General features: G+C 59.5%; 18 protein-coding genes. 9 read left to right on the forward strand and 9 right to left on the reverse strand.

Annotated features, from left to right (window positions below):
- Nucleotides 1–74: 74 nt before the first annotated feature.
- From CKW17_RS12445 to CKW17_RS12455, 3 genes are all read right to left on the reverse strand, one after another.
- A complete protein-coding gene (locus tag CKW17_RS12445; protein ID WP_007916448.1) occupies nt 75–803 on the reverse strand; it encodes an aspartate/glutamate racemase family protein in 729 nt (242 codons plus the stop codon).
- Nucleotides 804–858: 55 nt separating this feature from the next.
- Nucleotides 859–2,397, reverse strand: coding sequence for an NCS1 family nucleobase:cation symporter-1 (locus CKW17_RS12450; RefSeq protein WP_095120034.1), 1,539 nt, complete (start codon nt 2,395–2,397; stop codon nt 859–861).
- 576 nt (nt 2,398–2,973) lie between these two features.
- On the reverse strand, nt 2,974–3,708 hold the full coding sequence (locus CKW17_RS12455) for a phosphoadenylyl-sulfate reductase (RefSeq protein ID WP_077571815.1): 735 nt from the start codon (nt 3,706–3,708) through the stop codon (nt 2,974–2,976).
- Between the two features lie 165 nt (nt 3,709–3,873).
- Here CKW17_RS12455 and thrH point away from each other — a divergent pair, with 165 nt between their 5' ends.
- Nucleotides 3,874–4,491 (forward strand): bifunctional phosphoserine phosphatase/homoserine phosphotransferase ThrH, encoded by a 618-nt coding sequence (thrH, locus tag CKW17_RS12460; RefSeq protein WP_007916444.1) that lies wholly within the window; start codon nt 3,874–3,876, stop codon nt 4,489–4,491.
- An 87-nt stretch (nt 4,492–4,578) separates the two neighbouring features.
- On the opposite strand, the gene pabB is transcribed toward thrH, so the two are convergent.
- The 4 genes from pabB to CKW17_RS12480 form a co-directional block, all read right to left on the reverse strand.
- Entirely contained in the window at nt 4,579–5,922 is a 1,344-nt protein-coding gene (gene pabB, locus CKW17_RS12465) for an aminodeoxychorismate synthase component I (protein ID WP_095120035.1), read from the reverse strand.
- Between the two features lie 260 nt (nt 5,923–6,182).
- The gene (locus CKW17_RS12470) at nt 6,183–7,169 is read right to left on the reverse strand and encodes an alpha-L-glutamate ligase-like protein (protein WP_095120036.1); all 987 of its coding nucleotides are present in this window, start codon (nt 7,167–7,169) and stop codon (nt 6,183–6,185) included.
- A complete protein-coding gene (locus CKW17_RS12475) occupies nt 7,169–8,704 on the reverse strand; it encodes an inactive transglutaminase family protein (protein ID WP_095120037.1) in 1,536 nt (511 codons plus the stop codon). The genes CKW17_RS12470 and CKW17_RS12475 overlap by 1 nt, the downstream gene beginning before the upstream one ends.
- 5 nt (nt 8,705–8,709) lie before the next feature.
- On the reverse strand, nt 8,710–9,246 hold the full coding sequence (locus tag CKW17_RS12480) for an ATP-dependent zinc protease (RefSeq protein WP_016983749.1): 537 nt from the start codon (nt 9,244–9,246) through the stop codon (nt 8,710–8,712).
- A 347-nt stretch (nt 9,247–9,593) separates the two neighbouring features.
- Between CKW17_RS12480 and CKW17_RS12485 the strand changes: the two genes are divergently transcribed.
- From CKW17_RS12485 to prpD, 6 genes are all read left to right on the forward strand, one after another.
- Nucleotides 9,594–10,316 (forward strand): GntR family transcriptional regulator, encoded by a 723-nt coding sequence (locus CKW17_RS12485; protein WP_172828118.1) that lies wholly within the window; start codon nt 9,594–9,596, stop codon nt 10,314–10,316.
- Nucleotides 10,313–11,203, forward strand: coding sequence for a methylisocitrate lyase (prpB, locus tag CKW17_RS12490; protein WP_034152882.1), 891 nt, complete (start codon nt 10,313–10,315; stop codon nt 11,201–11,203). The genes CKW17_RS12485 and prpB overlap by 4 nt, the downstream gene beginning before the upstream one ends.
- 126 nt (nt 11,204–11,329) lie before the next feature.
- A complete protein-coding gene (gene prpC / locus CKW17_RS12495) occupies nt 11,330–12,457 on the forward strand; it encodes a 2-methylcitrate synthase (protein WP_095120038.1) in 1,128 nt (375 codons plus the stop codon).
- A 200-nt stretch (nt 12,458–12,657) separates the two neighbouring features.
- Nucleotides 12,658–15,252 (forward strand): Fe/S-dependent 2-methylisocitrate dehydratase AcnD, encoded by a 2,595-nt coding sequence (acnD, locus tag CKW17_RS12500; protein ID WP_095120039.1) that lies wholly within the window; start codon nt 12,658–12,660, stop codon nt 15,250–15,252.
- A 54-nt stretch (nt 15,253–15,306) separates the two neighbouring features.
- Complete coding sequence (gene prpF, locus CKW17_RS12505; RefSeq protein ID WP_095120040.1) at nt 15,307–16,497, forward strand: 2-methylaconitate cis-trans isomerase PrpF; 1,191 nt, start codon at nt 15,307–15,309, stop codon at nt 16,495–16,497.
- 493 nt (nt 16,498–16,990) lie between these two features.
- The gene (gene prpD / locus CKW17_RS12510) at nt 16,991–18,475 is read left to right on the forward strand and encodes a 2-methylcitrate dehydratase (protein ID WP_095120041.1); all 1,485 of its coding nucleotides are present in this window, start codon (nt 16,991–16,993) and stop codon (nt 18,473–18,475) included.
- Here prpD and CKW17_RS12515 read toward each other — a convergent pair.
- Nucleotides 18,468–19,373, reverse strand: a complete 906-nt coding sequence (locus CKW17_RS12515; RefSeq protein WP_176470068.1) for a DMT family transporter — start codon at nt 19,371–19,373, stop codon at nt 18,468–18,470. The genes prpD and CKW17_RS12515 overlap by 8 nt on opposite strands.
- Before the next feature lie 114 nt (nt 19,374–19,487).
- Here CKW17_RS12515 and CKW17_RS12520 point away from each other — a divergent pair, with 114 nt between their 5' ends.
- Complete coding sequence (locus tag CKW17_RS12520) at nt 19,488–20,897, forward strand: PLP-dependent aminotransferase family protein (protein ID WP_095120043.1); 1,410 nt, start codon at nt 19,488–19,490, stop codon at nt 20,895–20,897.
- Nucleotides 20,898–21,020: 123 nt separating this feature from the next.
- Here CKW17_RS12520 and CKW17_RS12525 read toward each other — a convergent pair whose 3' ends face one another.
- The gene (locus tag CKW17_RS12525) at nt 21,021–21,839 is read right to left on the reverse strand and encodes a pyruvate, water dikinase regulatory protein (protein ID WP_007916411.1); all 819 of its coding nucleotides are present in this window, start codon (nt 21,837–21,839) and stop codon (nt 21,021–21,023) included.
- 174 nt (nt 21,840–22,013) lie between these two features.
- Between CKW17_RS12525 and ppsA the strand changes: the two genes are divergently transcribed.
- Nucleotides 22,014–24,389 (forward strand): phosphoenolpyruvate synthase, encoded by a 2,376-nt coding sequence (gene ppsA / locus CKW17_RS12530; protein WP_016985585.1) that lies wholly within the window; start codon nt 22,014–22,016, stop codon nt 24,387–24,389.
- Nucleotides 24,390–24,443: the final 54 nt, after the last annotated feature.

Genomic DNA, 24,443 nt, shown 5'->3' on the forward strand with positions numbered 1-24,443 from the left:
CACATTTGGAATGCATTTCTCCTGTGGGAGCGAGCCTGCTCGCGAATGGGTCGACTCGGTTTTCGCTGATGACCTCAGCGGGCAAACCGCCCCGGCCAGCCAATGATGTTCTTCGGTCGCGGTGTCGCATAAGTCCGCACTTTTGAAGTCGACAAGCGCAACCGCACCAGCGATTCCGCAATCGTCACCGCTGCCGTCACCCCATCCACCACCGGCACGCCGGTGCGTCGACGAATCTGTTCATCGAGCCCGGCCATGCCGCCGCAACCCAGGCAGATCACCTCGGCTTTGTCCTGCGTCACCGCCAGTTCCGCCTGATGCACGATCGCTTCCAGCGCTCGCTGCGGTTCGTGCTCCAGCTCCAGAACGGCCAACCCACTGGCCCGTACCGAGGCACAACGATCCCACAAACCTGACAGTTTCAGCCGATCCTCGATCAGCGGTACGGTGCGATCCAGCGTGGTTACCACTGAGTAGGCATGGCCAAGAAACATCGCCGTACTCGCTGCCGCATCGGTGATGTCCACTACGGGCACATTGAGCAATTCCTGCAAACCTTCACGGCCATGTTCGCCATAACCGGCCTGAATCACCGCATCGAACGGCTGATCGTAGGACATCACCCGATCCATCACCGCAATGGCCGCCAGATAGCTTTCGAAGTTGCCTTCAATCGAATCGGCGCCGAAGTACGGCGTCAAACCGACGATTTCGGTTCCGGGTGAAGCGACAGCCTGCGCCGAACGGGCGATGGCCTCGGTGATGGATTCGGTGGTGTTGACGTTGACCACGAGAATACGCATGGGGAAATCCTTATAGCGGGCAGTTCGGCGGCCCGAAGTCCGGACCGCGAGGTAGTTAATGGCAGACGTTGTCGACAGCGATCGATTCGCCGCTGATGTCGGCGTAGTGCGGTTGGCGTTTGGCGATGATCAGATAGAGCATTCCGGCGATGCCGGCACCGATCAGCCAGGAGAACGGCGAGACACTGTGGAAACCGGGAACCAAGGCCAGGACGATCGCGATCAGCGCCGCAGGAATAAACGCCGCCACCGCACGGAAATTGACCCCGTGGCTGTAGTAATAAGCGCCGTTGGGATCTTCGCTGTAGAGCTGCGGTACGTTGATCCGGCCTTTGCGGATCAGCCAGTAGTCGACCATGATCACGCCGTACAACGGGCCGAGCAGGGCGCCGAGACCGGACAGGAAGTACACGATCACCAGCGGGCTGTTGTAGAGATTCCACGGCAGGATCAGCACGGCGATGGTTGCGCTGATCAGCCCGGCGCGGCGGAACGTCAGGTACTTCGGCGCCAGGTTGCTCAGCACGAAGGCCGGGGCGACGAAGTTGGCCATGATGTTCACCGCGACAGTGACGATCAGGAACGCCAGGCAACCGAGCACCAGGAAGAAGGTGTTGGGAATCGAGGCGATGATCTCGGTCGGGCTTTCGATGATCCGGCCATTGATCTGAAATTGCGCACCGCACAGCAGGACGGTAATCGCGGCGAACACCAGAATATTCACCGGCAAACCCCAGAAGTTTCCTACCTTGATGGTCTTGCGGCACGGCGAAGAGCGGGCGAAGTCGCAGAAATTCAGAATCAGCGTGCCGTAGATCGCCAGCCACAACGCGCCGCCGGCAAAGATGTTGCGCCACATCTCGCCTCCGGTCAGTGGTTCGCGAGTCGACCAGGCGATGGTCGCGTTGGCCTGGAAGTACATCCACGCGGCCAGCGCGGCGACCGTCAGTAAAATCACCGGCCCGGCAAAGGCTTCGTAACGGCGGACCATCTCCATGCCGTAGGCGAGAATCGCCAGCTGCACGAACCAGATTGCCACGAAGCACACCCAGCCCAAGGTCGATAGCCCGAGAATCGAATCGTGGTCATATTCGGCGAAGCCGGGATGCACTGCGGTGAGCAGTACACGGAAAACCACCGACGCCAGATACGTCTGAATGCCGAACCAGGCGATGGCGATAACCGCCCGGATCAGTGCAGGAATTTGCGCGCCGTGGATGCCGAAACTGATCCGGCTGATCACCGGAAACGGCACGCCGGTTTTCTGCCCCATGTAGCCGGACAGGTTCATGAAGAAGTACACCAGCGCCGCGCCAATCCCCAGCGACAGCAGAATCTGCCAGCCACCCAGGCCAAGGGCGTAAAGGCCGATGGCGAACGAGTAGTTAGCAATGTTGTGCACATCGTTGGTCCACAGGGCGAAGATGCTGTATTTGCCCCAGCGCCGACCTTCGGCCTTGGTTGGCGCCAGGTCGCTGTTGTGCAGGCGGGGGCTCAGTTGTAACGGCTCGGTAAGCCCTTCATCGGGTAACGGCTGGTCGAGGGCAGAGGCGGGCAGATTCAGCGCGATGTTATTGGAGAGACTTGTACGCATTCCGGCAGGCTCCTGATGTGCAGGGCCGCGATGACTGTGCATGAGCGTTCAGGCTCGACATATCTTCGTCGCGGCCAGCGAACATCACTGGTTACGGGGCATCTGCAGCCTGTACGGGATAGGGCGCTTCAGGCTTGCGGATCGAAAGTGTTTATGTTTTGCATTTTTGTATACAAAACATGTATGCACTAAAGCCAGATTTGTGCCAATTGCTGATCTATGCGCAGCGCTACTCATTTCGAAAAGTTATCGGAGCGTGTTAAGTCTTTGAAAATAATTGCTTAAAAATTGACCGGTCGAACAAGTATTTATTTTTTGGTGGGGGATTTTGATGGCGGGCGGAGGCTAGGGGTTTCTGGCGGCGATGTAACTTTTCAGGGCGCTGAAAGTAAAAAGTGCACACATAAATGGCACCGATGGTGACATTCGTGTGTACACATTTATTGAGTCGCTAGTGACCTTTGTAGGAGTGAGCCTGCTCGCGATAGCGGTGTATCAGCCAAAAAATTCATCGACTGAGACACCGCTATCGCGAGCAGGCTCACTCCTACAAGGGCAGATCAGCGTGCCAGGGGTCTATGCCTTGCTAATGATATTCCCGGCATGCAACCCGCACTCTTTCTGCGTCGCCTCTTCCCACCACCAGCGACCTTCGCGCTCGTGCTGGTTCGGCAGAACAGGGCGGGTGCACGGTTCGCAGCCGATGCTGATAAAGCCGCGCTCATGCAGGCTGTTGTACGGCAGTTCGAGCATGCGGATGTAACCCCAGATCTCTTCGCTGGTCATCTGCGCCAGCGGGTTGAACTTGTACAGGGTGCGCTCAGGAGTGGAGAACGCTGTATCGATTTCCATCACCGCCACGGCACTGCGAGTGCCCGGGCTCTGGTCGCGGCGTTGGCCGGTAGCCCAGGCTTTGACGCTGGACAGTTTGCGCCGCAGCGGTTCGATCTTGCGGATCCCGCAGCATTCGCCGTGGCCGTCCTTGTAGAAACTGAACAGGCCTTTTTCCTTCACGAACGGTTCCAGTTTCGTGTAGTCCGGCGACACCAGTTCGATGTCGATCTTGTAGTGCTCGCGCACCTGATCGATGAAGCGGTAGGTCTCTGGGTGCAGGCGGCCGGTGTCGAGGCTGAACACCTTGACGTTCTTGTTGAGCTTCCAGGCCATGTCCACCAGCACCACATCCTCGGCGCCGCTGAAAGATATCCACAGATCATCGCCGAACTCGGCAAATGCGAGTTTGAGAATGTCCTGGGCGGATTTATTGGCATAGGTCGTGGCGAGTTCCACGACGTCGAACGTTGCACTCATCAGGGCGGCTTCCTACAGGTCGGTGGCGCTGGGCGCTCTATATGGCGCTGATGGTAACAAAAAGCTGCACGGCTCGGGGGCGTGCTGTGCGTTGCGCGTCTGCATGTGAGTCGCTAGAGTTCGGCCTCGCTCGACTCAAATAATCAATACAAACGGGAGTGTCTTGTGGAAATTGCTTGCCTGGATCTTGAAGGGGTGTTGGTGCCGGAAATCTGGATCGCCTTCGCCGAAAAAACCGGAATCGAATCCCTCAAGGCCACCACCCGGGACATTCCCGATTACGACGTGCTGATGAAGCAGCGTCTGCGCATCCTCGACGAGCACGGCTTGAAGCTATCGGACATTCAGGAAGTGATCGCCACGTTGAAGCCGCTGGACGGCGCGGTGGAGTTCGTCAACTGGTTGCGTGAGCGCTTTCAGGTGGTGATTCTGTCGGACACGTTTTATGAGTTCTCGCAGCCGCTGATGCGCCAGTTGGGCTTCCCGACCTTGCTTTGCCATCGTCTGATTACTGACGAGACCGGGCGGGTGACCAGCTATCAGTTGCGCCAGAAAGATCCCAAACGTCAGTCGGTGCTGGCGTTCAAGAGCCTGTATTACCGGGTGATTGCGGCAGGGGATTCGTATAACGACACGACGATGCTGGGCGAGGCGGATGCCGGGATTCTGTTTCATGCGCCGGAGAATGTGATTCGCGAGTTTCCGCAGTTTCCGGCGGTGCATACGTTTGCCGAGTTGAAGCAGGAATTCCTGAAGGCCTCGAATCGGGATTTGAGTTTGTAGTCGTCTGGAAAGACGCCATCGCGAGCAGGCTCACTCCTACAGGGGAACGCATTCCAAATGTAGGAGTGAGCCTGCTCGCGATGGCTTTTAAAGGTTCTGCAGGGTTTCGAGGAGGATTCTGACTTTGGTAATCGACTCCTGATACTCAGCCTGCCAATCCGAATCGGCGACAATCCCGCCGCCGCCCCAGCAGCACACTTGCCCATCCTTGACCAACAGACTGCGAATCGCGATGGAGCTGTCCATCTCGCCGCGCACGTCCAGGTACAGCAACGAGCCGCAATACAAGCCACGCCGGGTCGGCTCCAGTTCATCAATGATCTGCATCGCGCGAATCTTCGGCGCGCCGGTGATCGAGCCGCCGGGGAAGCTGCCGGCAATCAGATCCAGTGCATCGCGGTCATCCGCCAATTCACCGGTCACGCTGCTGACCAGGTGATGCACGTTCGGATAGCTTTCCAGACTGAACAACTCCGGCACCCGCACCGAGCCGATGCGACAGGTGCGGCCGAGGTCATTGCGCAGCAGGTCGACGATCATCAGGTTTTCCGCGCGATCCTTGGGACTGGCCAGCAGTTCGGCGGCGTTGGCGGCATCTTCGTCAGGTGTCAGACCACGCGGGCGGGTGCCTTTGATCGGGCGGGTTTCCACCTGACGCTGGCTGACTTTGACGAAGCGCTCCGGCGACAGGCTCAACACCGCGCCGCCCTCGGGGAGGCTCTGGAAACCGGAGAACGGTGTCGGGCAGGCTTCGCGCAATTTGCAGTAAGCCAGCCATGGGTCGCCCTGGTACGAAGCGCGGAAGCGTTGGGCGAAGTTGACCTGATAGCAGTCGCCGGCCTGGATGTAATGCTGAATGCGTTCGAAGGCTTGGCGGTAAGTGTCGGCCGAGAGGTCGGCGGTCATCGGAGCGTTCAATTTGAACGGGGTCAGCGCATCAGCATGTGGCTGAGTGAATAACGCAATCAGGCGTTGTTTCTCGCCGTCGATCACGGACGGGTGGAAGACCAATTGGCTGGTGGCCATCTGGTGATCGCTGATCAGTGCCCAGGCGTACAGGCCAAAACGCGCATCTGGCAATTGCAGATCATCGCGCGCCTGACTCGGCAGGTTTTCCAGATGCCGACCGAAGTCGTAGCTCAGATAGCCGATCAAGCCGCCAGCGAATGGCAGCTCGAAACCCATTGGCAATTCAGCCTCGCCCAAGCGACTGAGATTATCGCGCAGACGTTGCAGGAAAAAACTGCCGCTCTCATCCGGCAACACCGCCAGTTGTTCCAGCGGCCAGGCGCTGAGCAGGTCATATCGGCCACGGTCGGCACTCGGCCGGCCACTGTCGAGCAGCACGGCGCCGGGGGCGTTGCGGATGGCCGCGAAGTAGTCGGCGGGATTGGCGCGGTAGGGCAGCGGGTGTACGGAACAGGTCAACATGGGCGGGGCAGATCGGCCGTTGAGGCGGGGTGGGGATTGTAGTCCTCTCCGATGCCAGATCAAAGTCAAAAGCCTCCCCCTCACCCCAACCCTCTCCCCCAAGGGGGCGAGGGGGAAGGGAGCAGATCGGGGCTTTTCAAAACTTGGATTCGGCTCGGTATCTCAAGTCATTGTTAATCGCAAAATCGACTCGGTCAGTCCCCTCTCCCTCTGGGAGAGGGCTAGGGTGAGGGGCTTTTAGCTTTTCAGCTCTTGAGCTATTAGCCTTCGACCGCAGGAATATGCCCAAACATTTCCTGAGTAAACGCCACGCGCTCTTCAACCGTCTCCGCCACCCCACGCGCCTTCAGCTCTTCCAGCCGCGCTTCAACCGCGTGCGTGCGCAACGTCAGCCCACAATCATTGGCGATCTGAATATTCAGCCCCGGCCGCGCATTCAACTCCAGAATCAGCGGACCCTTCTCCTGATCGAGCACCATATCAACGCCGATATAGCCCAACCCGCACAGCTCATAACAGCCCGCCGCGAGTTTCATGAAACCGTCCCAGTAGGGCAGCTGCACGCCGTCCACTGCGTTGGTGGTGTCGGGGTGTTTGGTGATGATGTTGTTCAGCCAGGTGCCGCGCAACGTCAAACCGGTGGCCAGATCCACGCCGACGCCGATGGCGCCCTGGTGCAGGTTGGCCTTGCCGCCGGACTGCCGGGTCGGCAAACGCAGCATCGCCATCACCGGATAGCCCATCAGCACAATGATGCGGATGTCCGGCACGCCTTCATAACTGATGCTTTTGAAGATCTGATCCGGGGTCACCCGGTATTCGATCAGCGCGCGGTCACGGTGACCGCCCAGCGAATACAGGCCAGTGAGGATGCTCGAGATGTGATGCTCCAGCTCTTCATGGGCAAGGATCTTGCCCGACACCGTGCGATAGCGGCCCTCGAAGCGGTCGGCGATGACGATGATGCCGTCACCGCCAGCACCCTGCGCCGGTTTGATCACAAAGTCGCTGCGCCCGCCGATGATCTCGCCGAGTTTGTCGATTTCCTTCTCGGTGGAGATCACGCCATATAGCTCCGGCACGTGAATGCCGGCCTCGATCGCGCGTTCCTTGGTGATGATCTTGTCATCGACGATCGGGTACAGGCTGCGCTTGTTGTACTTGAGCACGTAGTCGGCGTTACGCCGATTGATGCCCATGATGCCCCGCGCCTCGAGGGCCTTCCAGGTCTTCCAGAAACCGAACATCAGGCGTCAGCCTTCTTCAGGAAAGCCTTGAAGCGCACCAGTTCAGTCAGGCGGTAGCCGCGATAGCGACCCATCGCCAGCATGAAGCCGACCAGAATCAGCAGGATCGCCGGGAAGGTAAACACGAAGTAAACCAGCTCAGGCACGGTCATGATCAGGTGCGCCAGGGAAGCGGCGAACAGCGTACCAATCGCGACTTTCATCGCATGGCTGGCGCCGCGCTCTTCCCAGGTGATCGACAGGCGTTCGATGGTCATGGTCAGAATCACCATCGGGAACAGCGCCACCGACAAGCCGCGCTCCAGGCCGAGCTTATGACTGAACAGGCTGATCGCCGCGATCAACACCACGACAAAGGTCAATACCACCGAGAGTCGCGGCAGCATTTGCAGCTTCAGGTGTTCCAGATACGAACGTAGTGACAGGCCCAGCGCGGTGATCACGGTAAACAGCAGAATGCCGAAGCCCAGTTGCGTTTCGCGGAAGGCGAGGGCGATCAGTACCGGGGTGAACGTGCCGAGGGTCTGCAGGCCGATCAGGTTGCGCAGGATCAGGATCACCAGCACGCCGATCGGGATCATCACCATGATCATGAAGGTCTGCTGGGTCTGCAGCGGCAAGCCGTACAGCGAGTATTCGAGGAAGTTCGCGTCGGTGTTTTCGTCGGTCAGCTTGGCCAGACGAATCGCGTTCATCTCGCTGTTGTTCAGGCTGAAGGTCACGTTGGCTTTTTTGCCGCCGTCGACGGTGATCAGGTTTTCATCGCCGGTCCACCACAGCAGGCGGTCGGTCGGCAGGCCTTGCTCGCCGGTTTCCGGGTTGAAGTACAGCCAGTCGTTGCCGTTGAAGCTGCGCAGCCACAGTTCAGGCATTTGTGGCTGATCGGCGACGAGACGGATGGTGTGGACCTTTTCCACCGGGACGTGGGCGATGGACAGCAGCAGTTCGACGATTTTGGCTTTGTGCGGCGTCGACGGATCGCCGGCCAGCAGCAGTTTCACGTTGTCATCGTTGACGTTGTTGACGCGTTTGATCGCCTCGCCAATAAAGGTTTCGACGTCAGCCGAGTGCTGACGGATCGGCGCGAGCAGGGCTTCGGCGGCGATTTTCTCCGGGCCTTCAATGGCGATGCTGTCGCGGAAGGTCGGGCCTTTTACCTTGGATTTTTCCGCGGTGTAACGCTTGGTCAGTACCAGACGGTAATAAAGGGTCTGGTTGCCCTTGGCGCGGCGTGCCGACCAAGTGACCTTGCGGTTGCCATCGACGCGGTTCACGGCGACGCCGTAGTTATTGGAGATAAAACTCTCGTTGAGGCTGACGTAGTCGCGGCTCAACGGTGGCACGAACATCTGGATCTTCACCGGATCCTTGGTGCTGGCGACGAACTCGACCTTGGCGTCGATGTTCCACAAGTCGTCGGTCGCATCTTCGGTCACCGGGATGCCGAGTACGAAAATCTGATAGGCCGTAACCGAAACGCCCAGGAGCACCAGAATGGTGATCAGGATTTTCAGGTGGAAGGTTAGAGAACGCATGGAAATTACTCGGCGGTATGAGCGGCGATGGTGCAGGCGGGTTTGCCGGCAGCGTATTTAAGACTGGGGTCGACCAGCGCGTCGAAGCGTTTCAGCGCCTCGGAGCCAATCAAAAGCGGATATTGGAACGCACTTCGGTCGGTCAGGTTCACTTCGATGCTGCGCATCGCTGATCCCATGCAGATATCCAGCTCGATCACCGGACGGGCGGTGTACTTCTTGCCTTCTTCCGGGTCGTAGTCGCCGGCGCGGCGCTTGATCTTGCTGACCCGGGCCAGCGGCCGTTCGATCGGGTGCGAGTGCGCGGCGTCGATGGCCAGGTAGAAACGAACCCAGGACTCACCGTTGCGTTTAAAGCGTTTGATGTCGCGGGCACTCAGCGAGGCGGTTTTCGCGCCGGTGTCGAGTTTGGCCGCGACTTCGAGATTGATGCCGTCAAGCGAAGCGTATTCGTTGAGGCCATACACGGTTTTTTCCCCCGCGGCGGCGAGGCCGGGCAGGCAAAACAGGGCAAAGAATGTGGGGAAGGGCTTGAGTCTCATAAATCCTGGTGCGCAGCGTTCCGTTTTCGGTTCAGGTCCTTGGCAAAACTTGCGCAAGGCCCTTCGTGTGCCTGGCAGCTTTATATGACAAGCCGTACAAATGGCCAGCAAATGCGGGCGGCATTCTAGCACGGTGGTTTTATGGCGCCAGCGCTGGGGGCGGTCTATGGAAGATCAAAAGATCGCAGCCTTCGGCAGCTCCTACACTGACCCCTGTAGGAGCTGCCGCAGGCTGCGATCTTTTAAGGTTATTAGACGATTGTCGACAATACCTATTTATCCTTTGACTGATTCGGGCGAATTGGCTAGTTTTTGCCGCATTGGATTTAAAGGTGTCGACAATCATGCTGGATCAACTCGATCCCCCGGTCATTAGCGGCGACGATTCCGAAACACTTTCGGAAAACGTCTTCCGGCGCATTCAAGCGGCCATCGTCAAAGGCGAGATCGCCCCGGGCAGCAAGATCTCCGAGCCGGAGCTGGCGCGCACCTACGGCATCAGCCGCGGGCCGTTGCGTGAGGCCATCCATCGGCTCGAAGGCCAGCGTCTGCTGGTGCGTGTACCGCACGTCGGTGCGCGGGTGGTCTCGCTCAGCCATGCCGAATTGCTCGAACTCTACGAAATTCGCGAATCCCTAGAAGGCATGGCCTGCCGCCTGGCGGCCGAGCGCATGAGCGTCGAAGAAATCGACGAACTGCGCCGGGTGCTGGAAACCCATGAGCGCGATGCCGCTTTTCAGGCCGGCGTCGGCTACTACCAGCAAGAAGGCGATTTCGACTTCCATTACCGGATCATCCAGGGCAGCGGCAACCGTACGCTGACGCAGATGCTCTGCGGCGAGCTCTATCAGCTGGTGCGCATGTACCGCATCCAGTTCTCGACCACGCCGAACCGCCCACGCCAGGCCTTCGCCGAACACCACCGGATTCTCGATGCCATCGCCGACCGTGACGGCGAACTCGCGGAATTGTTGATGCGCCGTCACATCGGCGCCTCGAAACGCAACATCGCCCGTCACTACCAGGACGGCGCCCACAATAAGACAGCCACTGAACGAGGTGAGTCATGAGTTCCAAGCACAGCACTCCAGGCCAGCGTTTCCGCGATGCGGTCGCCAGCGAGCATCCATTGCAGGTGGTCGGCGCGATCAACGCCAACCACGCGCTGCTGGCCAAGCGCGCCGGTTTCAAGGCGATCTACCTGTCCGGTGGCGGGGTGGCCGCAGGTTCCCTCGGCGTGCCGGATCTGGGCATCACCGGTCTGGATGACGTGCTGACCGACGTGCGCCGCATCACCGACGTTTGCGATCTGCCGCTGCTGGTCGATGTCGACACCGGTTTTGGTTCGTCGGCGTTCAACGTCGCGCGCACCGTCAAGTCGATGATCAAGTTCGGCGCGGCGGCGATTCACATCGAGGATCAGGTTGGCGCCAAGCGCTGTGGCCACCGTCCGAATAAAGAAATCGTCAGTCAGCAGGAAATGGTCGATCGCATCAAAGCCGCCGTCGATGCCCGTACCGATGACAGCTTCGTGATCATGGCGCGTACCGATGCGCTGGCGGTGGAAGGTCTGGAATCGGCTCTCGATCGCGCAGCGGCGTGCATCGAGGCCGGCGCCGACATGATCTTCCCGGAAGCGATCACTGAGCTGGAAATGTACAAGCTGTTCGCCAACCGCGTGAAAGCGCCGATCCTGGCCAACATCACCGAGTTCGGCGCGACGCCGTTGTACACCACCGAGCAACTGGCCGGCGCCGACGTGTCGCTGGTGCTCTATCCGCTGTCGGCGTTCCGCGCGATGAACAAGGCTGCGGAAAACGTCTACACCGCAATCCGCCGTGACGGCACGCAGCAGAATGTCATCGACACCATGCAGACTCGCATGGAGCTTTACGATCGTATCGATTACCACACCTTCGAGCAGAAGCTCGATGCGTTGTTTGCCGCGAAAAAATAAAGATCAAAAGATCGCAGCCTGCGGCAGCTCCTACATGAACCGCATTCCCCTGTAGGAGCTGTCGAGTGCAACGAGGCTGCGATCTTTTCGCCACACTCCCTAACAAATTCAAGATTGGAGATAGAAATGGCCGAAGCAAAAGTACTCAGTGGCGCCGGGCTCCGTGGCCAGGTTGCCGGGCAAACCGCACTGTCCACCGTGGGCCAGGCCGGTGCCGGGCTGACCTATCGCGGCTACGACGTGCGCGAACTGGCAGCCGATGCGCAATTTGAAGAAGTCGCGTACCTGCTGCTCTACGGCGAGCTGCCGACGAAGGCGCAACTCGACGAATACCAAGGCAAACTGAGCAAGCTGCGCGACCTGCCGCCAGCGCTGAAAGAAGTGCTCGAACGCATCCCCGCCGACGCCCACCCGATGGACGTGATGCGCACCGGTTGCTCGTTCCTCGGCAACCTCGAACCGGAGAAAGACTTCTCCGAGCAGCGCGACAAGACCGACCGCCTGCTCGCCGCGTTCCCGGCGATCATGTGCTACTGGTATCGCTTCAGCCACGACGGCAAACGCATCAATTGCGTCAGCGACGAGCCAACCATTGGCGGCCACTTCTTGCACCTGCTGCACGACAAGAAGCCAAGCGAACTGCACGTCAAAGTGATGAACGTCTCGCTGATCCTTTACGCCGAGCACGAATTCAACGCCTCGACCTTCACCGCCCGCGTTTGTGCGTCGACCTTGTCTGACCTGTATTCCTGCGTAACCGCCGCCATCGGTTCGCTGCGCGGTCCGTTGCACGGCGGCGCCAACGAAGCGGCGATGGAAATGATCGAGCGCTTCTCGTCGCCGGAAGACGCGATCAAAGGCACCCTCGGCATGCTCGAGCGCAAGGACAAGATCATGGGCTTCGGCCACGCGATCTATAAGGACAGCGATCCGCGCAATGAGGTGATCAAGGGCTGGTCGAAAAAACTCGCGGATGAAGTCGGTGACAAGGTGTTGTTCGCGATTTCCGAAGCCATCGACAAGACCATGTGGGAGCAGAAAAAACTGTTCCCCAACGCCGATTTTTACCATGCCTCGGCTTACCACTTCATGGGCATTCCGACCAAGCTGTTCACGCCGATCTTCGTCTGCTCGCGCCTGACTGGCTGGGCTGCGCATGTGTTCGAGCAGCGCGCCAACAACCGCATCATCCGTCCAAGCGCCGAGTACGTCGGCGTCGAACAGCGCAAGTTCGTGCCAATCGAACGTCGCTGAAATGGTGGGCTGACCCGGAACCAGAGAACACCGCTAGACCCTGTGGGAGCGAGCCTGCTCGCGAAGACGGACTGACATTCAACATGGATGTCGACTGATCTACCGCTTTCGCGAGCAGGCTCGCTCCCACAGTGGATGGTGTGTAACTCAGGTTTGTGTCAGCCACCCTTTGCAACCACCGTGACCCGAGTCCTGACCCGATGAACACAGAATTCCGCAAAACCCTGCCCGGCAGCCCTCTGGATTATTTCGACGCCCGTGCGGCGGTCGAGGCGATTCAGCCCGGCAGTTACGACACTCTGCCGTACACCTCCCGCGTGCTGGCGGAAAACCTCGTGCGTCGCTGTGACCCGGCCACGCTCACCGATTCCCTCAAGCAACTGATCGAACGCAAGCGCGACCTCGACTTCCCGTGGTTCCCGGCACGCGTGGTCTGCCACGACATTCTCGGCCAGACCGCGCTGGTCGACCTCGCCGGTTTGCGTGACGCGATCGCCTTGCAGGGCGGCGACCCGGCGCAGGTCAACCCGGTGGTGCCGACGCAATTGATCGTCGACCACTCGTTGGCGGTGGAAGCGGGCGGTTTCGACAAGCAGGCGTTCGAGAAAAACCGCGCCATCGAAGACCGGCGCAACGAAGACCGTTTCCACTTCATCAACTGGACCAAAAAGGCCTTCAAGAACGTCGATGTGATCCCGCCGGGCAACGGCATCATGCACCAGATCAACCTGGAGAAAATGTCCCCGGTGATCCAGGTGCGTGAGGGCGTCGCGTTCCCCGACACCTGCGTCGGCACTGACAGTCATACCCCGCACGTCGATGCGCTGGGCGTGATCGCCATCGGTGTCGGCGGCCTCGAAGCCGAGAGCGTGATGCTCGGTCGCGCGTCGTGGATGCGCCTGCCAGAAAGCGTCGGCGTCGAACTGACTGGCAAGCTGCAACCGGGCATCACCGCCACCGACATGGTGCTGGCGCTGACCGAATACCTGCGCAAACAGAAAGTCGTCGGCGCGTGGCTGGAGTTCTTCGGCGAAGGCGCAGCGGCGCTGACCCTCGGCGACCGCGCGACCATCTCCAACATGGCCCCGGAATACGGGGCCACCGCAGCGATGTTCTACATCGATCAGCAGACCATCGATTACCTGAAACTGACTGGCCGCGAAGACCAGCAAGTGCAACTCGTCGAGCAATACGCCAAGCTCACCGGCCTGTGGGCCGACAGCCTGACAGGCGCGCAATACGAGCGCGGGCTGAGCTTCGATCTGTCCTCGGTGGTGCGCAACATGGCCGGCCCGAGCAACCCGCACGCCCGCGTCGCGGTGTCGGATCTGGCCGCCAAAGGCATCTCCGGGCAGTGGGATGACGTGCCGGGGCAAATGCCCGACGGCGCGGTGATCATCGCTGCCATCACCAGTTGCACCAACACCAGCAACCCGCGCAACGTCATCGCCGCCGGCCTGCTTGCGCGCAACGCCAACAAGCTCGGTCTGACCCGCAAACCTTGGGTGAAATCCTCGCTGGCGCCGGGCTCGAAAACCGTGGCGCTGTACCTCGACGAAGCAGGGCTGACCACTGAGCTGGAGCAGCTCGGTTTCGGCGTCGTAGCATTTGCCTGCACCACCTGCAACGGCATGTCCGGCGCGCTCGATCCGCTGATTCAGCAAGAGATCATCGACCGCGATCTGTATGCGACTGCCGTACTCTCCGGCAACCGCAACTTCGACGGCCGCATCCACCCGTACGCCAAGCAAGCGTTCCTCGCTTCGCCGCCGTTGGTGGTCGCATACGCCATCGCCGGGACCATCCGTTTCGACATCGAAAAAGATGTGTTGGGCGTGGTCGACGGCAAGGAAATTCGCCTCAAAGACATCTGGCCAAGCGACGAAGAAATCGACGCCGTGGTGAAGTCTTCGGTCAAGCCTGAGCAGTTCCGTCAGGTCTACATTCCGATGTTCGCCGTCCACGAAGACACCGGCCCGAAAGTCACGCCGCTGTACGAATGGCGCGAGATGAGCACCTACATTCGCCGTCCGCCGTATTGGGAAGGCGCGCTGGCCGGCGCACGTCCGCTTAAGGGTATGCGCCCGCTGGCGGTGCTGCCGGACAACATCACCACCGACCACCTGTCGCCGTCCAACGCGATCATGCTCGACAGCGCCGCCGGCGAATACCTGGCGAAAATGGGCCTGCCGGAAGAGGACTTCAACTCTTACGCCACCCACCGTGGTGACCACTTGACCGCGCAGCGCGCAACCTTCGCCAACCCGAAACTGTTCAACGAAATGGTCGTGGAAAACGGCAAGGTCAAGCAGGGTTCGCTGGCGCGTGTCGAGCCGGAAGGCAAGGTCATGCGCATGTGGGAAGCCATCGAAACCTACATGGAACGCAAGCAGCCGCTGATCATCATTGCCGGCGCCGATTACGGTCAGGGTTCGTCCCGTGACTGGGCGGCGAAAGGCGTGCGTCTGGCCGGTGTCGAAGCGATTGCCGCAGAAGGTTTCGAACGCATTCACCGCACCAACCTGGTGGGCATGGGTGTGTTGCCACTGGAGTTCAAGCCGGGCACGGACCGTCACACCCTGTCCATCGACGGCAGCGAAACCTATGACGTGATCGGCGAGCGCAAACCGCGTGCGGATCTGACGCTGGTGATCCATCGCAAAAACGGCGAGCGCGTTGACGTGCCGGTGACTTGCCGTCTCGATACCGCTGAAGAAGTGTCGATCTACGAGGCTGGCGGCGTGTTGCAGCGCTTCGCTCAGGACTTCCTCGAAGAGTCGGCGGTTGCCGTTTAAATCAACTGATGTGGGCAGGGGATTTTAAGTCCCGTGCCCTCGGTAAGGAGCATCATGGCTCACGCACCACAAATAAAAATCCCCGCCACCTACATGCGCGGCGGCACCAGCAAAGGCGTGTTTTTCAGCCTCAAGGATCTGCCCGAAGCGGCGCAGATTCCAGGCCCGGCTCGCGACGCTTTATTGCTGCGCGTGATCGGCAGCCCCGACCCGTACGACAAACAAATCGACGGCATGGGCGGCGCGACTTCAAGCACCAGCAAAACCGTGATCCTGTCGAAAAGCATCAAGGCTGATCACGACGTCGATTACCTGTTCGGTCAGGTCTCCATCGACAAGCCATTCGTCGACTGGAGCGGCAACTGCGGCAACCTCTCGGCAGCGGTCGGTTCGTTCGCCATCAGCAACGGTCTGGTCGAGGCCAGCCGGATTCCGCACAACGGTGTCGCGGTGGTGCGCGTGTGGCAGGCCAACATCGGCAAAACGATTATTGCCCACGTGCCAATCACCAACGGCGAAGTGCAGGAAACCGGTGATTTCGAACTCGACGGCGTGACCTTTCCGGCGGCTGAAGTGCAAGTCGAATTCATGGATCCGGCGGCGGAAGAAGAGGGTGGCGGTGGTTCGATGTTCCCCACCGGCAACCTCATCGATGAGCTGGAAGTACCGGGTGTTGGCACGTTCAAGGCGACCATGATCAACGCCGGTATCCCGACGATTTTCGTCAACGCCGCAGACATTGGTTACACCGGCACCGAGTTGCAGAGCGCGATCAACAGCGATCCGAAAGCGCTGCAGATGTTCGAGACGATTCGAGCTTATGGCGCGTTGCGCATGGGCCTGATTGCCAATGTGGATGAAGCGGCCAAGCGGCAGCACACGCCGAAAGTTGCGTTCGTTGCCAAGCCTGCGGATTACGTGGCCTCCAGTGGCAAAGCGGTTGGCGCTGGTGACGTGGATTTGCTGGTGCGGGCGTTGTCGATGGGCAAGTTGCACCACGCGATGATGGGTACGGCGGCGGTGGCGATTGGTACTGCGGCGGCTATTTCCGGCACGTTGGTGAACCTTGCTGCCGGTGGCGTTGAACGCAATGCCGTGCGCTTCGGGCATCCGTCCGGGACGTTGCGCGTTGGCGCTGAAGCCAGTCTGGAAAACGGCGAGTGGGTGGTGAAGAAAGCCATCATGAGCCGTAGCGCGCGTGTGCTGATGGAAGGCTATGTACGCATTCCGGGCGATTCTTTTTGATTTGAGATCTTTTACCCTCACCCCAGCCCTCTCCCGGAGGGAGAGGGGGCCGACCGAGGTGTCTGGAGATGTACATCGACCTGAAAGATGCAGTCGATTATGGATTCAGGGGGCCGACCGAGGTGTCTGGGCTTGTACATCGACCTGAAAGATCAAGGCGATTATGGATTCAGCTGGCCGACCGAGGTGTCTGGAGTAGTACATCGACCTGAAAGATCGAGTCGATTATGGATTCAGGGGAACCGCTGAGGTTTCTGAATTTGTGCATTGATCTGATCAATTATGGATTCAATGTAGATCGCTCACGTCGGTGCACCTCTACAGCATCCCCCAATCAGTTCCCTCTCCCTCGGGAGAGGGCTAGGGTGAGGGGCCCACCCACTGAAGAAACCCAAAACAAGCAGGCACCCCAGACCTGCAATCAACCCGACCAAACCCGCCAAGCCCTGAGGAAGACTGCACCCACTCATCATTCCCGCACAGGAGAACCGCAATGAGCGCCAACGTCGACCTGAACAACCGCCCCGACTACGACCGTGTTCTGCAGGACATCGCCGATTACGTCCTCACCTTCAAAGCCCCCTCTGCCGAAGCCCTCGACACCGCCCGCAACTGCCTGATGGACACGCTGGGCTGCGGTCTGCTGGCGTTGCGCTTTCCCGAATGCACCAAGCATCTGGGCCCGATCGTCGAAGGGACAGTGGTTCCTTACGGTGCGCGGGTCCCCGGCACCAGCTATCGCCTCGACCCGGTGAAAGCCGCGTGGGACATCGGCTGCATCGTTCGCTGGCTCGACTACAACGACACCTGGCTCGCCGCCGAATGGGGCCATCCCTCGGACAACCTCGGCGGAATTCTTGCGGTGGCTGATCACCTCTCGCAAAAACGTCTGGCCAACGGTGAGTCACCGCTGACGATTCGCGATGTGCTCGAAGCGATGATCATCGCCCACGAAATTCAAGGCGTGATTGCCCTGGAAAACTCCTTCAATCGCGTAGGACTCGATCACGTCATTCTGGTGAAAGTTGCTTCAACCGCCGTCACCGCCAAACTCATGGGGGCCAATCGCGAGCAACTGTTGTCGGCGTTGTCCCATGCGTTTGCCGACGGTCAGGCCCTGCGCACTTATCGTCATGCGCCGAACGCCGGTTCGCGAAAATCCTGGGCAGCGGGGGATGCGACGAGTCGTGGCGTGCGTCTGGCCGACATCGCCATGCGCGGCGAAATGGGCATTCCCGGCGTGCTGACTGCGAAACAGTGGGGCTTTTATGACGTGCTGTTCAGCCACACCAATAGCGATCTGGCGCTGAAACCGGAAGATAAACGCGCTTTCAGTTTCTCGCGGCCGTTCGGCAGTTACGTGATGGAAAACGTGCTGTTCAAGATCAGCTTCCCCGCCGAATTCCATGCGCAAACCGCCTGTGAAGCGGCGGTAACCTTGCACCCGCAGGTGCGCAATCGTCTGCATGAAATCGACCGCATCGTCATCACCACTCACGAATCGGCGATCCGCATCATTTCCAAAATCGGGCCGCTGGCCAATGCCGCCGACCGCGACCACTGCATCCAGTACATGACCGCTGTGCCGCTGGCGTTCGGCAATCTGGTCGCCGAGCAGTACGAAGACGATTTCCACCGGGCGCATCCGGTCATCGATGTACTGCGCGAGAAAATGGTCATCGTCGAAGAACCGCGTTTCACCCGCGAATATCTGGAGGCCGACAAACGCTCTATCGCCAATGCCGTGCAGGTGTTTTTCAAGGACGGCAGCAGCACCGAAAACGTCGTGGTGGAATACCCGATCGGTCATCGTCGCCGCCGTGTCGAGGGCATTCCGTTGCTTGAGGACAAGTTCAAAGCCAACCTGGCCACGCGCTTCACCGGCCAGCGCAGCAGCGAGATCTGCGCGTTGTGCAAGGATCAGGCGCTGCTTGAAGCCACCCCGGTAAACCGCTTTGTGGATCTGTTCGTTATCTGAACCATTTTTCCACAGGCAACTTGGTGATCGCAAAACCGCTCAACAAAATCGCCGAATAGATCATCAGCTCCCGGGACAGGGTTTGCCCCTCGTACCAGGCGCCGATGATCACGGCGAACACCGGGAAAATGATAAACACGAACGACAGGATGATCGGGCTCAAGCGTTTAAGCAGCAAAAAGTAAACGATGAATCCACCGACCGAGGCCACCAGTCCCAGATACAGCAGGGCGCCCCACGAGCGTGCGCTGACGTCACTGAACACCGGTGTCTCAACGCGCAGTCCGACAATAAATAACATCAGCCCGGCGATGCCGATCGGCAGCGTGTTGTAGGTGATGACGCTGATGGCGCTGCCATGTTTTTTCGTCACCACGTAACACAGCGCGTGCATCACCGCTGCACAGAGAATCGCCAGCACCCCCAGCCATTCGGCCTGATCCAGGTGCAGGCCCTGACTGCGAATAATCATGAACAGACTGCCAAAGCCGATGGCGATGCCGAGCATCTGCGACGGGTAGATTCTCTCGCGCAGAAACAGCGCGGAAAACATCAGGATAAACACCGGCATGCAACTGAACAGCAGCGCTGTCAGGCCGGACGAGACGTGCATTTCGCCGTAGTTGAGCAGGTAGTAGGGCAGGCTGAAATACGACAGCGTGACGAACACAAAGAACCAGCGGCTTTGCCGGGGAAATAACAGTGGTTCCTTGCGCAACAGCGCAAAGCTGAGGAACAGCGGAAAGGCAATCAGAAAGCGCAACCCGGCGGCCGTCAGCGGCGGCACGCTTTCCACGGCAATCTTGATTCCTAGCCAGGTCGTGCCCCAGCTCAGACAGACGATCAGAAACAGCGTGCTGGTGAGCAATCCGGCGAGCCAGGGTTTGCTGATATTCATCGGTGTGCTGATGGCGGTCGACATGTGGCGTGCTCCGAACGGTGGAATTGACCTGATCGCGGAAACGGTTTATTTCTGATTGAACCTGTTTTCAGCAAGCTATTCGGGGCGAGAATGACTGTCAAAGTAAGTATTGCCATGGTGTCAATCCTCCGCGACGGCCTCGCCAATGGCGTCGGCGTGAAGTACAAACGCTTGGCCGCTGCGGTCGTACAGGCCATCGACGAAGGTGTGATCGATGCGGGATGCAAGTTGCCGCCGCACCGATTGCTGGCCGACAGCCTGGGCGTGACCATCGGTACTATCAGTCGTGCCTACGGTGAACTTGAGCGTGTCGGATTGGTGGTTGCTCGCGTAGGAGATGGCACCTATGTGTGTCAGCGCGGGATGGAGCGGCCGCAGGACAAAGGCTTTCGCAATGTCAGCGATGAGCCGTCAGGCTGTTTCGACATGAGCCGCAATCAGCCGATTCCCGCACAGGAAGCGGCGTTCATGAGCCAAAGTCTGCAGGAACTGGCCAGCGATCCGCGGGTGCTACAGCAGTTGACCGGGTACACCGCCGAAGCGGGGCTGGCACGGCACCGATTGGCCGGGGCGGTATGGTTGCAACATGCGGCGTTTGTCCCGCACGCCGATCAGGTGTTGTGCGTCAACGGCGGCCAACATGGTCTGTTGTGCGCGTTGATGGGCCTGCTCAAGGCCGGCGACACGGTGGTCACCGAGCATTTGTCCTACCCCGGATTGATTGGAGTCGCACGTCAGCTCGGGATAAAACTCATTGGCGCGGCGATGGATGACGAAGGGCTTTTATCGTCGGCGCTGGAGGACATTTGCCGTCAGCATCGTGTTTCAGCGCTGTATTGCACGCCGACGATCCAGAATCCTACAGCCGCCGTGATGTCGATTTCACGGCGCGAGGCGATTGCCGAGATCTGCCGCCAGCACAATTTGCTGATTATCGAAGACGAAGCCCACGCCGTTCTGGACCGTCAGCGTCCGTTGCCGCTGAGTTACTTTGCGCCTGAGCGCTCGGTGTTGATCGGCAGTCTGAGCAAGGCTGTTTCCGCCGGATTGCGCGTCGGTTATCTGCACGCGCCGCAAGCGTTGATCGGGCGTTTGAGTGCCGCCATCCGCGCAACGTGCTGGATGGCCAATCCGTTATCAATGGAAGTGGCGAGCCTGTGGATTGAAAGCGGCATGGCTGAGCGTTTGCTGGACGAGCAGATCAGCGAAATTGCTCGGCGCAAGGCCTTGGTGGCGCCTGTTCTGCAGGGTTTGAATTACAAGACTCACCCTTACAGCCCGCATTTCTGGGTCGAGGTGCCTGAGTTGTGGCGGGCGTCGCAGATTGCGGCGGAGTTGAAGGAGAACAACTATCTGGTGGCCACTGCTGAGGCGTTTGCTGTGGGGCATGCAGCGGTGCCGCAGTTTATTCGGGTGAGTGTGTGTAATGCGGTGGGGGATGATCGGTTGTTGCTGGCAGGGTTTGAAGCTTTAAGCCGGGCACTGACAGAGATCGTGTAATCGTTCATCGCGAGCAGGCTCACTCCTACAATCAATCTCTGTCGTCCACATGATCTGTGCCCGCTGAAGATCAACTGTAGGAGTGAGCCTGCTCGCGATAGCGGTCGCACAGACACCAGCAATCTACTTGAACCGCCGCTCCACACCTTTCTCCACCAGAATCTTCGCCGAAATCTCTTCCACCGAAAAATGCGTGGAGTTGATGTTGGGGATGTTCTCGCGGCGGAACAGATTTTCCACTTCGCGCACTTCGAATTCGCACTGGGCGTAGCTCGAATAACGGCTGTTGGGCTTGCGCTCGTTGCGGATCGCGGTGAGGCGGTCGGGGTCGATGGTCAGGCCGAACAGCTTGTGCTGATGCGCGCGCAGGGCCGTCGGCAGGGTCAGGCGCTCCATGTCGTCTTCGGTCAGCGGATAGTTGGCCGCGCGGATGCCGAACTGCATGGCCATGTACAGACACGTCGGCGTTTTGCCGCATCGCGACACGCCCACTAGTATCAGGTCGGCTTTGTCGTAATAGTGGGTGCGCGCACCGTCGTCGTTGTCGAGGGCAAAGTTCACCGCCTCGATGCGCTCCATGTAATTGGAGTTGTGCCCGATCGAATGCGATTTGCCGACGGTATAGGAAGAATGCTCGGTCAGTTCCTGCTCCAGTGGGGCGAGGAAGGTCGAGAAAATGTCGATCATGAAACCATTGGACGTTGCGAGAATCTCACGGATGTCCTGATTGACGATGGTGTCGAAGATGATCGGGCGAAAGCCGTCGGTTTCGGCGGCTTTGTTGATTTGTTGTACCATGGCTCGCGCTTTATCCACGCTGTCGATGTACGGTCGCGTGAATTTGCTGAAGGTAATGTTTTCGAACTGCGCCAGGAGGCTTTGACCCAGGGTTTCGGCAGTGATGCCGGTGCCATCGGAGATGAAGAAAGCAGATCGTTTCATTTGCACCTTGGGCCTTAAGCTAGTCATCAATCTTGGATATGATAGGCGCGATTTGCCGGCCGCCAATGGCCAGCATTCTCACTTATTTTCCAGGTCCAGGCCATACAACCGGCCAAGGCTCCCCCGGGCCGCCGGTTTCTGAGCTTTTCCAACACAGTTAGTGGAGAGATCACCTTGGTAGAGTACGTAGTTTCCCTCGATAAGCTCGGCAAACACGATGTTGAGCATGTGGGGGGCAAGAACGCATCCCTGGGCGAGATGATCAGTAACCTGGCAGGCGCCGGTGTTTCGGTCCCCGGCGGCTTCGCCACGACGGCTCAGGCTTATCGTGATTTCCTCGAACTGAGCGGCCTCAACGACCAGATCCACGCGGCCCTCGATGCGCTCGACGTCGACGACGTCAACGCCCTGGCCAAAACCGGCGCACAGATCCGTCAATGGATCATGGAAGCCGAATTCCCCGAAAAACTGAATGCCGAAATCCGCACCGCGTTCGCCGCGCTGTCGGCCGGCAACCCTGACGTGGCCGTGGCTGTGCGTTCTTCCGCCACCGCCGAAGACTTGCCGGACGCCTCGTTCGCCGGTCAGCAGGAAACCTTCCTGAACATCCGTGGTGTGGAAAACGTTATCCGCGCCGCCAAAGAGGTGTTCGCTTCGCTGTTCAACGACCGTGCGATTTCCTACCGCGTGCACCAGGGCTTCGACCACAAACTGGTCGCCCTGTCGGCCGGCGTGCAGCGCATGGTGCGTTCGGAAACCGGCACGGCCGGCGTGATGTTCACCCTCGATACCGAATCGGGTTTCCGTGACGTGGTGTTTATCACCGGCGCCTACGGTCTGGGCGAAACCGTCGTACAAGGCGCGGTCAACCCGGATGAGTTCTACGTGCACAAGGGCACGCTGGAGGCCGGTCGTCCGGCGATCCTGCGTCGCAACCTGGGCAGCAAAGCCATCAAGATGATCTACGGCGACGAGGCCAAGGCCGGTCGTTCGGTCAAGACCATCGATGTCGACAAGGCTGATCGTGCGCGTTTCTGCCTGTCCGACGCTGAAGTCAGCGAGCTGGCCAAGCAAGCGATGATCATCGAAAAGCACTACGGCTGCCCGATGGACATCGAGTGGGCCAAGGACGGTGACGACGGCAAGCTGTACATCGTGCAGGCCCGTCCGGAAACCGTGAAAAGCCGCACCCAGGCCAACGTCATGGAACGTTACCTGTTGAAAGAAACCGGCACCGTGCTGGTTGAAGGTCGTGCGATTGGCCAGCGCATCGGCGCCGGCAAAGTGCGCATCATCAAAGATGTCTCCGAGATGGACAAAGTCCAGCCGGGCGACGTGCTGGTTTCCGACATGACCGACCCGGACTGGGAACCAGTGATGAAGCGCGCCAGCGCCATCGTCACCAACCGTGGCGGGCGTACCTGCCACGCGGCGATCATCGCTCGCGAGCTGGGTATTCCGGCAGTGGTCGGTTGCGGCAACGCCACCCAGCTGCTGAAGGATGGCCAGGGCGTGACCGTGTCATGCGCCGAAGGCGACACCGGTTACATCTTCGAAGGCGAGCTGGGCTTCGACATCAAGAAGAACTCCGTCGATGCCATGCCGGAGCTGCCGTTCAAGATCATGATGAACGTTGGCAACCCGGACCGCGCTTTTGACTTCGCACAGCTGCCGAACGCCGGTGTCGGCCTGGCCCGTCTGGAATTCATCATCAACCGCATGATCGGCGTCCACCCGAAAGCGCTGTTGAACTACGACGGTCTGCCGCAGGAAATCAAGGACAGCGTCGACAAGCGCATTGCCGGTTACAACGACCCGGTCGACTTCTACGTCGACAAACTGGTGGAAGGCATCAGCACCCTGGCTGCAGCGTTCACGCCGAAAAAAGTCATCGTGCGCCTGTCGGACTTCAAGTCCAACGAATACGCCAACCTGATCGGCGGCAAGCTGTACGAGCCGGAAGAAGAGAACCCGATGCTGGGCTTCCGTGGCGCTTCGCGTTACATCAGCGAATCGTTCCGTGACTGCTTCGAACTCGAATGCCGCGCGCTGAAACGTGTGCGCAACGAGATGGGCCTGACCAACGTTGAAATCATGGTGCCGTTCGTCCGTACCCTGGGCGAAGCCAGCCAGGTCGTCGATCTGCTCGCCGAAAACGGCTTGAAGCGCGGCGAGAACGGTCTGCGCGTGATCATGATGTGCGAGCTGCCATCCAACGCGATCCTTGCTGAAGAATTCCTCGAGTTCTTCGACGGCTTCTCGATCGGCTCCAACGACCTGACTCAGCTGACCCTGGGTCTGGACCGTGATTCCGGTATCATCGCGCACCTGTTCGATGAGCGTAATCCGGCGGTCAAGAAGCTCTTGGCTAACGCGATTGCCGCGTGCAACAAGGCCGGCAAGTACATCGGCATCTGCGGTCAGGGTCCTTCGGACCACCCGGATCTGGCCAAGTGGCTGATGGAGCAGGGCATCGAAAGCGTGTCGCTGAACCCGGATACCGTGCTGGAAACCTGGTTCTTCCTCGCCGAAGGCCAAGCCCCGGCTTAATGAGTATGTGAACGGCCCGCTTCCCCTGTGGGAGCGAGCCTGCTCGCGATGACG

The sequence above is a fragment of the Pseudomonas sp. Irchel s3f10 genome, assembly GCF_900187515.1.
Lineage (GTDB): Bacteria > Pseudomonadota > Gammaproteobacteria > Pseudomonadales > Pseudomonadaceae > Aquipseudomonas > Aquipseudomonas tensinigenes.

Coding starts and splice junctions, on each gene's coding strand:
- acnD (WP_095120039.1), top strand. CDS start 12,658: ATGAACACAGAATTCCGCAAAACCCTGCCCGGCAGCCCTCTGGATTAT.
- prpB (WP_034152882.1), top strand. CDS start 10,313: ATGAGTTCCAAGCACAGCACTCCAGGCCAGCGTTTCCGCGATGCGGTC.
- prpF (WP_095120040.1), top strand. CDS start 15,307: ATGGCTCACGCACCACAAATAAAAATCCCCGCCACCTACATGCGCGGC.
- CKW17_RS12525 (WP_007916411.1), bottom strand. CDS start 21,839: ATGAAACGATCTGCTTTCTTCATCTCCGATGGCACCGGCATCACTGCC.
- prpC (WP_095120038.1), top strand. CDS start 11,330: ATGGCCGAAGCAAAAGTACTCAGTGGCGCCGGGCTCCGTGGCCAGGTT.
- CKW17_RS12480 (WP_016983749.1), bottom strand. CDS start 9,246: ATGAGACTCAAGCCCTTCCCCACATTCTTTGCCCTGTTTTGCCTGCCC.
- CKW17_RS12475 (WP_095120037.1), bottom strand. CDS start 8,704: ATGCGTTCTCTAACCTTCCACCTGAAAATCCTGATCACCATTCTGGTG.
- CKW17_RS12450 (WP_095120034.1), bottom strand. CDS start 2,397: ATGCGTACAAGTCTCTCCAATAACATCGCGCTGAATCTGCCCGCCTCT.
- CKW17_RS12470 (WP_095120036.1), bottom strand. CDS start 7,169: ATGTTCGGTTTCTGGAAGACCTGGAAGGCCCTCGAGGCGCGGGGCATC.
- CKW17_RS12455 (WP_077571815.1), bottom strand. CDS start 3,708: ATGAGTGCAACGTTCGACGTCGTGGAACTCGCCACGACCTATGCCAAT.
- CKW17_RS12445 (WP_007916448.1), bottom strand. CDS start 803: ATGCGTATTCTCGTGGTCAACGTCAACACCACCGAATCCATCACCGAG.
- CKW17_RS12515 (WP_176470068.1), bottom strand. CDS start 19,373: ATGAATATCAGCAAACCCTGGCTCGCCGGATTGCTCACCAGCACGCTG.
- prpD (WP_095120041.1), top strand. CDS start 16,991: ATGAGCGCCAACGTCGACCTGAACAACCGCCCCGACTACGACCGTGTT.
- CKW17_RS12520 (WP_095120043.1), top strand. CDS start 19,488: ATGACTGTCAAAGTAAGTATTGCCATGGTGTCAATCCTCCGCGACGGC.
- pabB (WP_095120035.1), bottom strand. CDS start 5,922: ATGTTGACCTGTTCCGTACACCCGCTGCCCTACCGCGCCAATCCCGCC.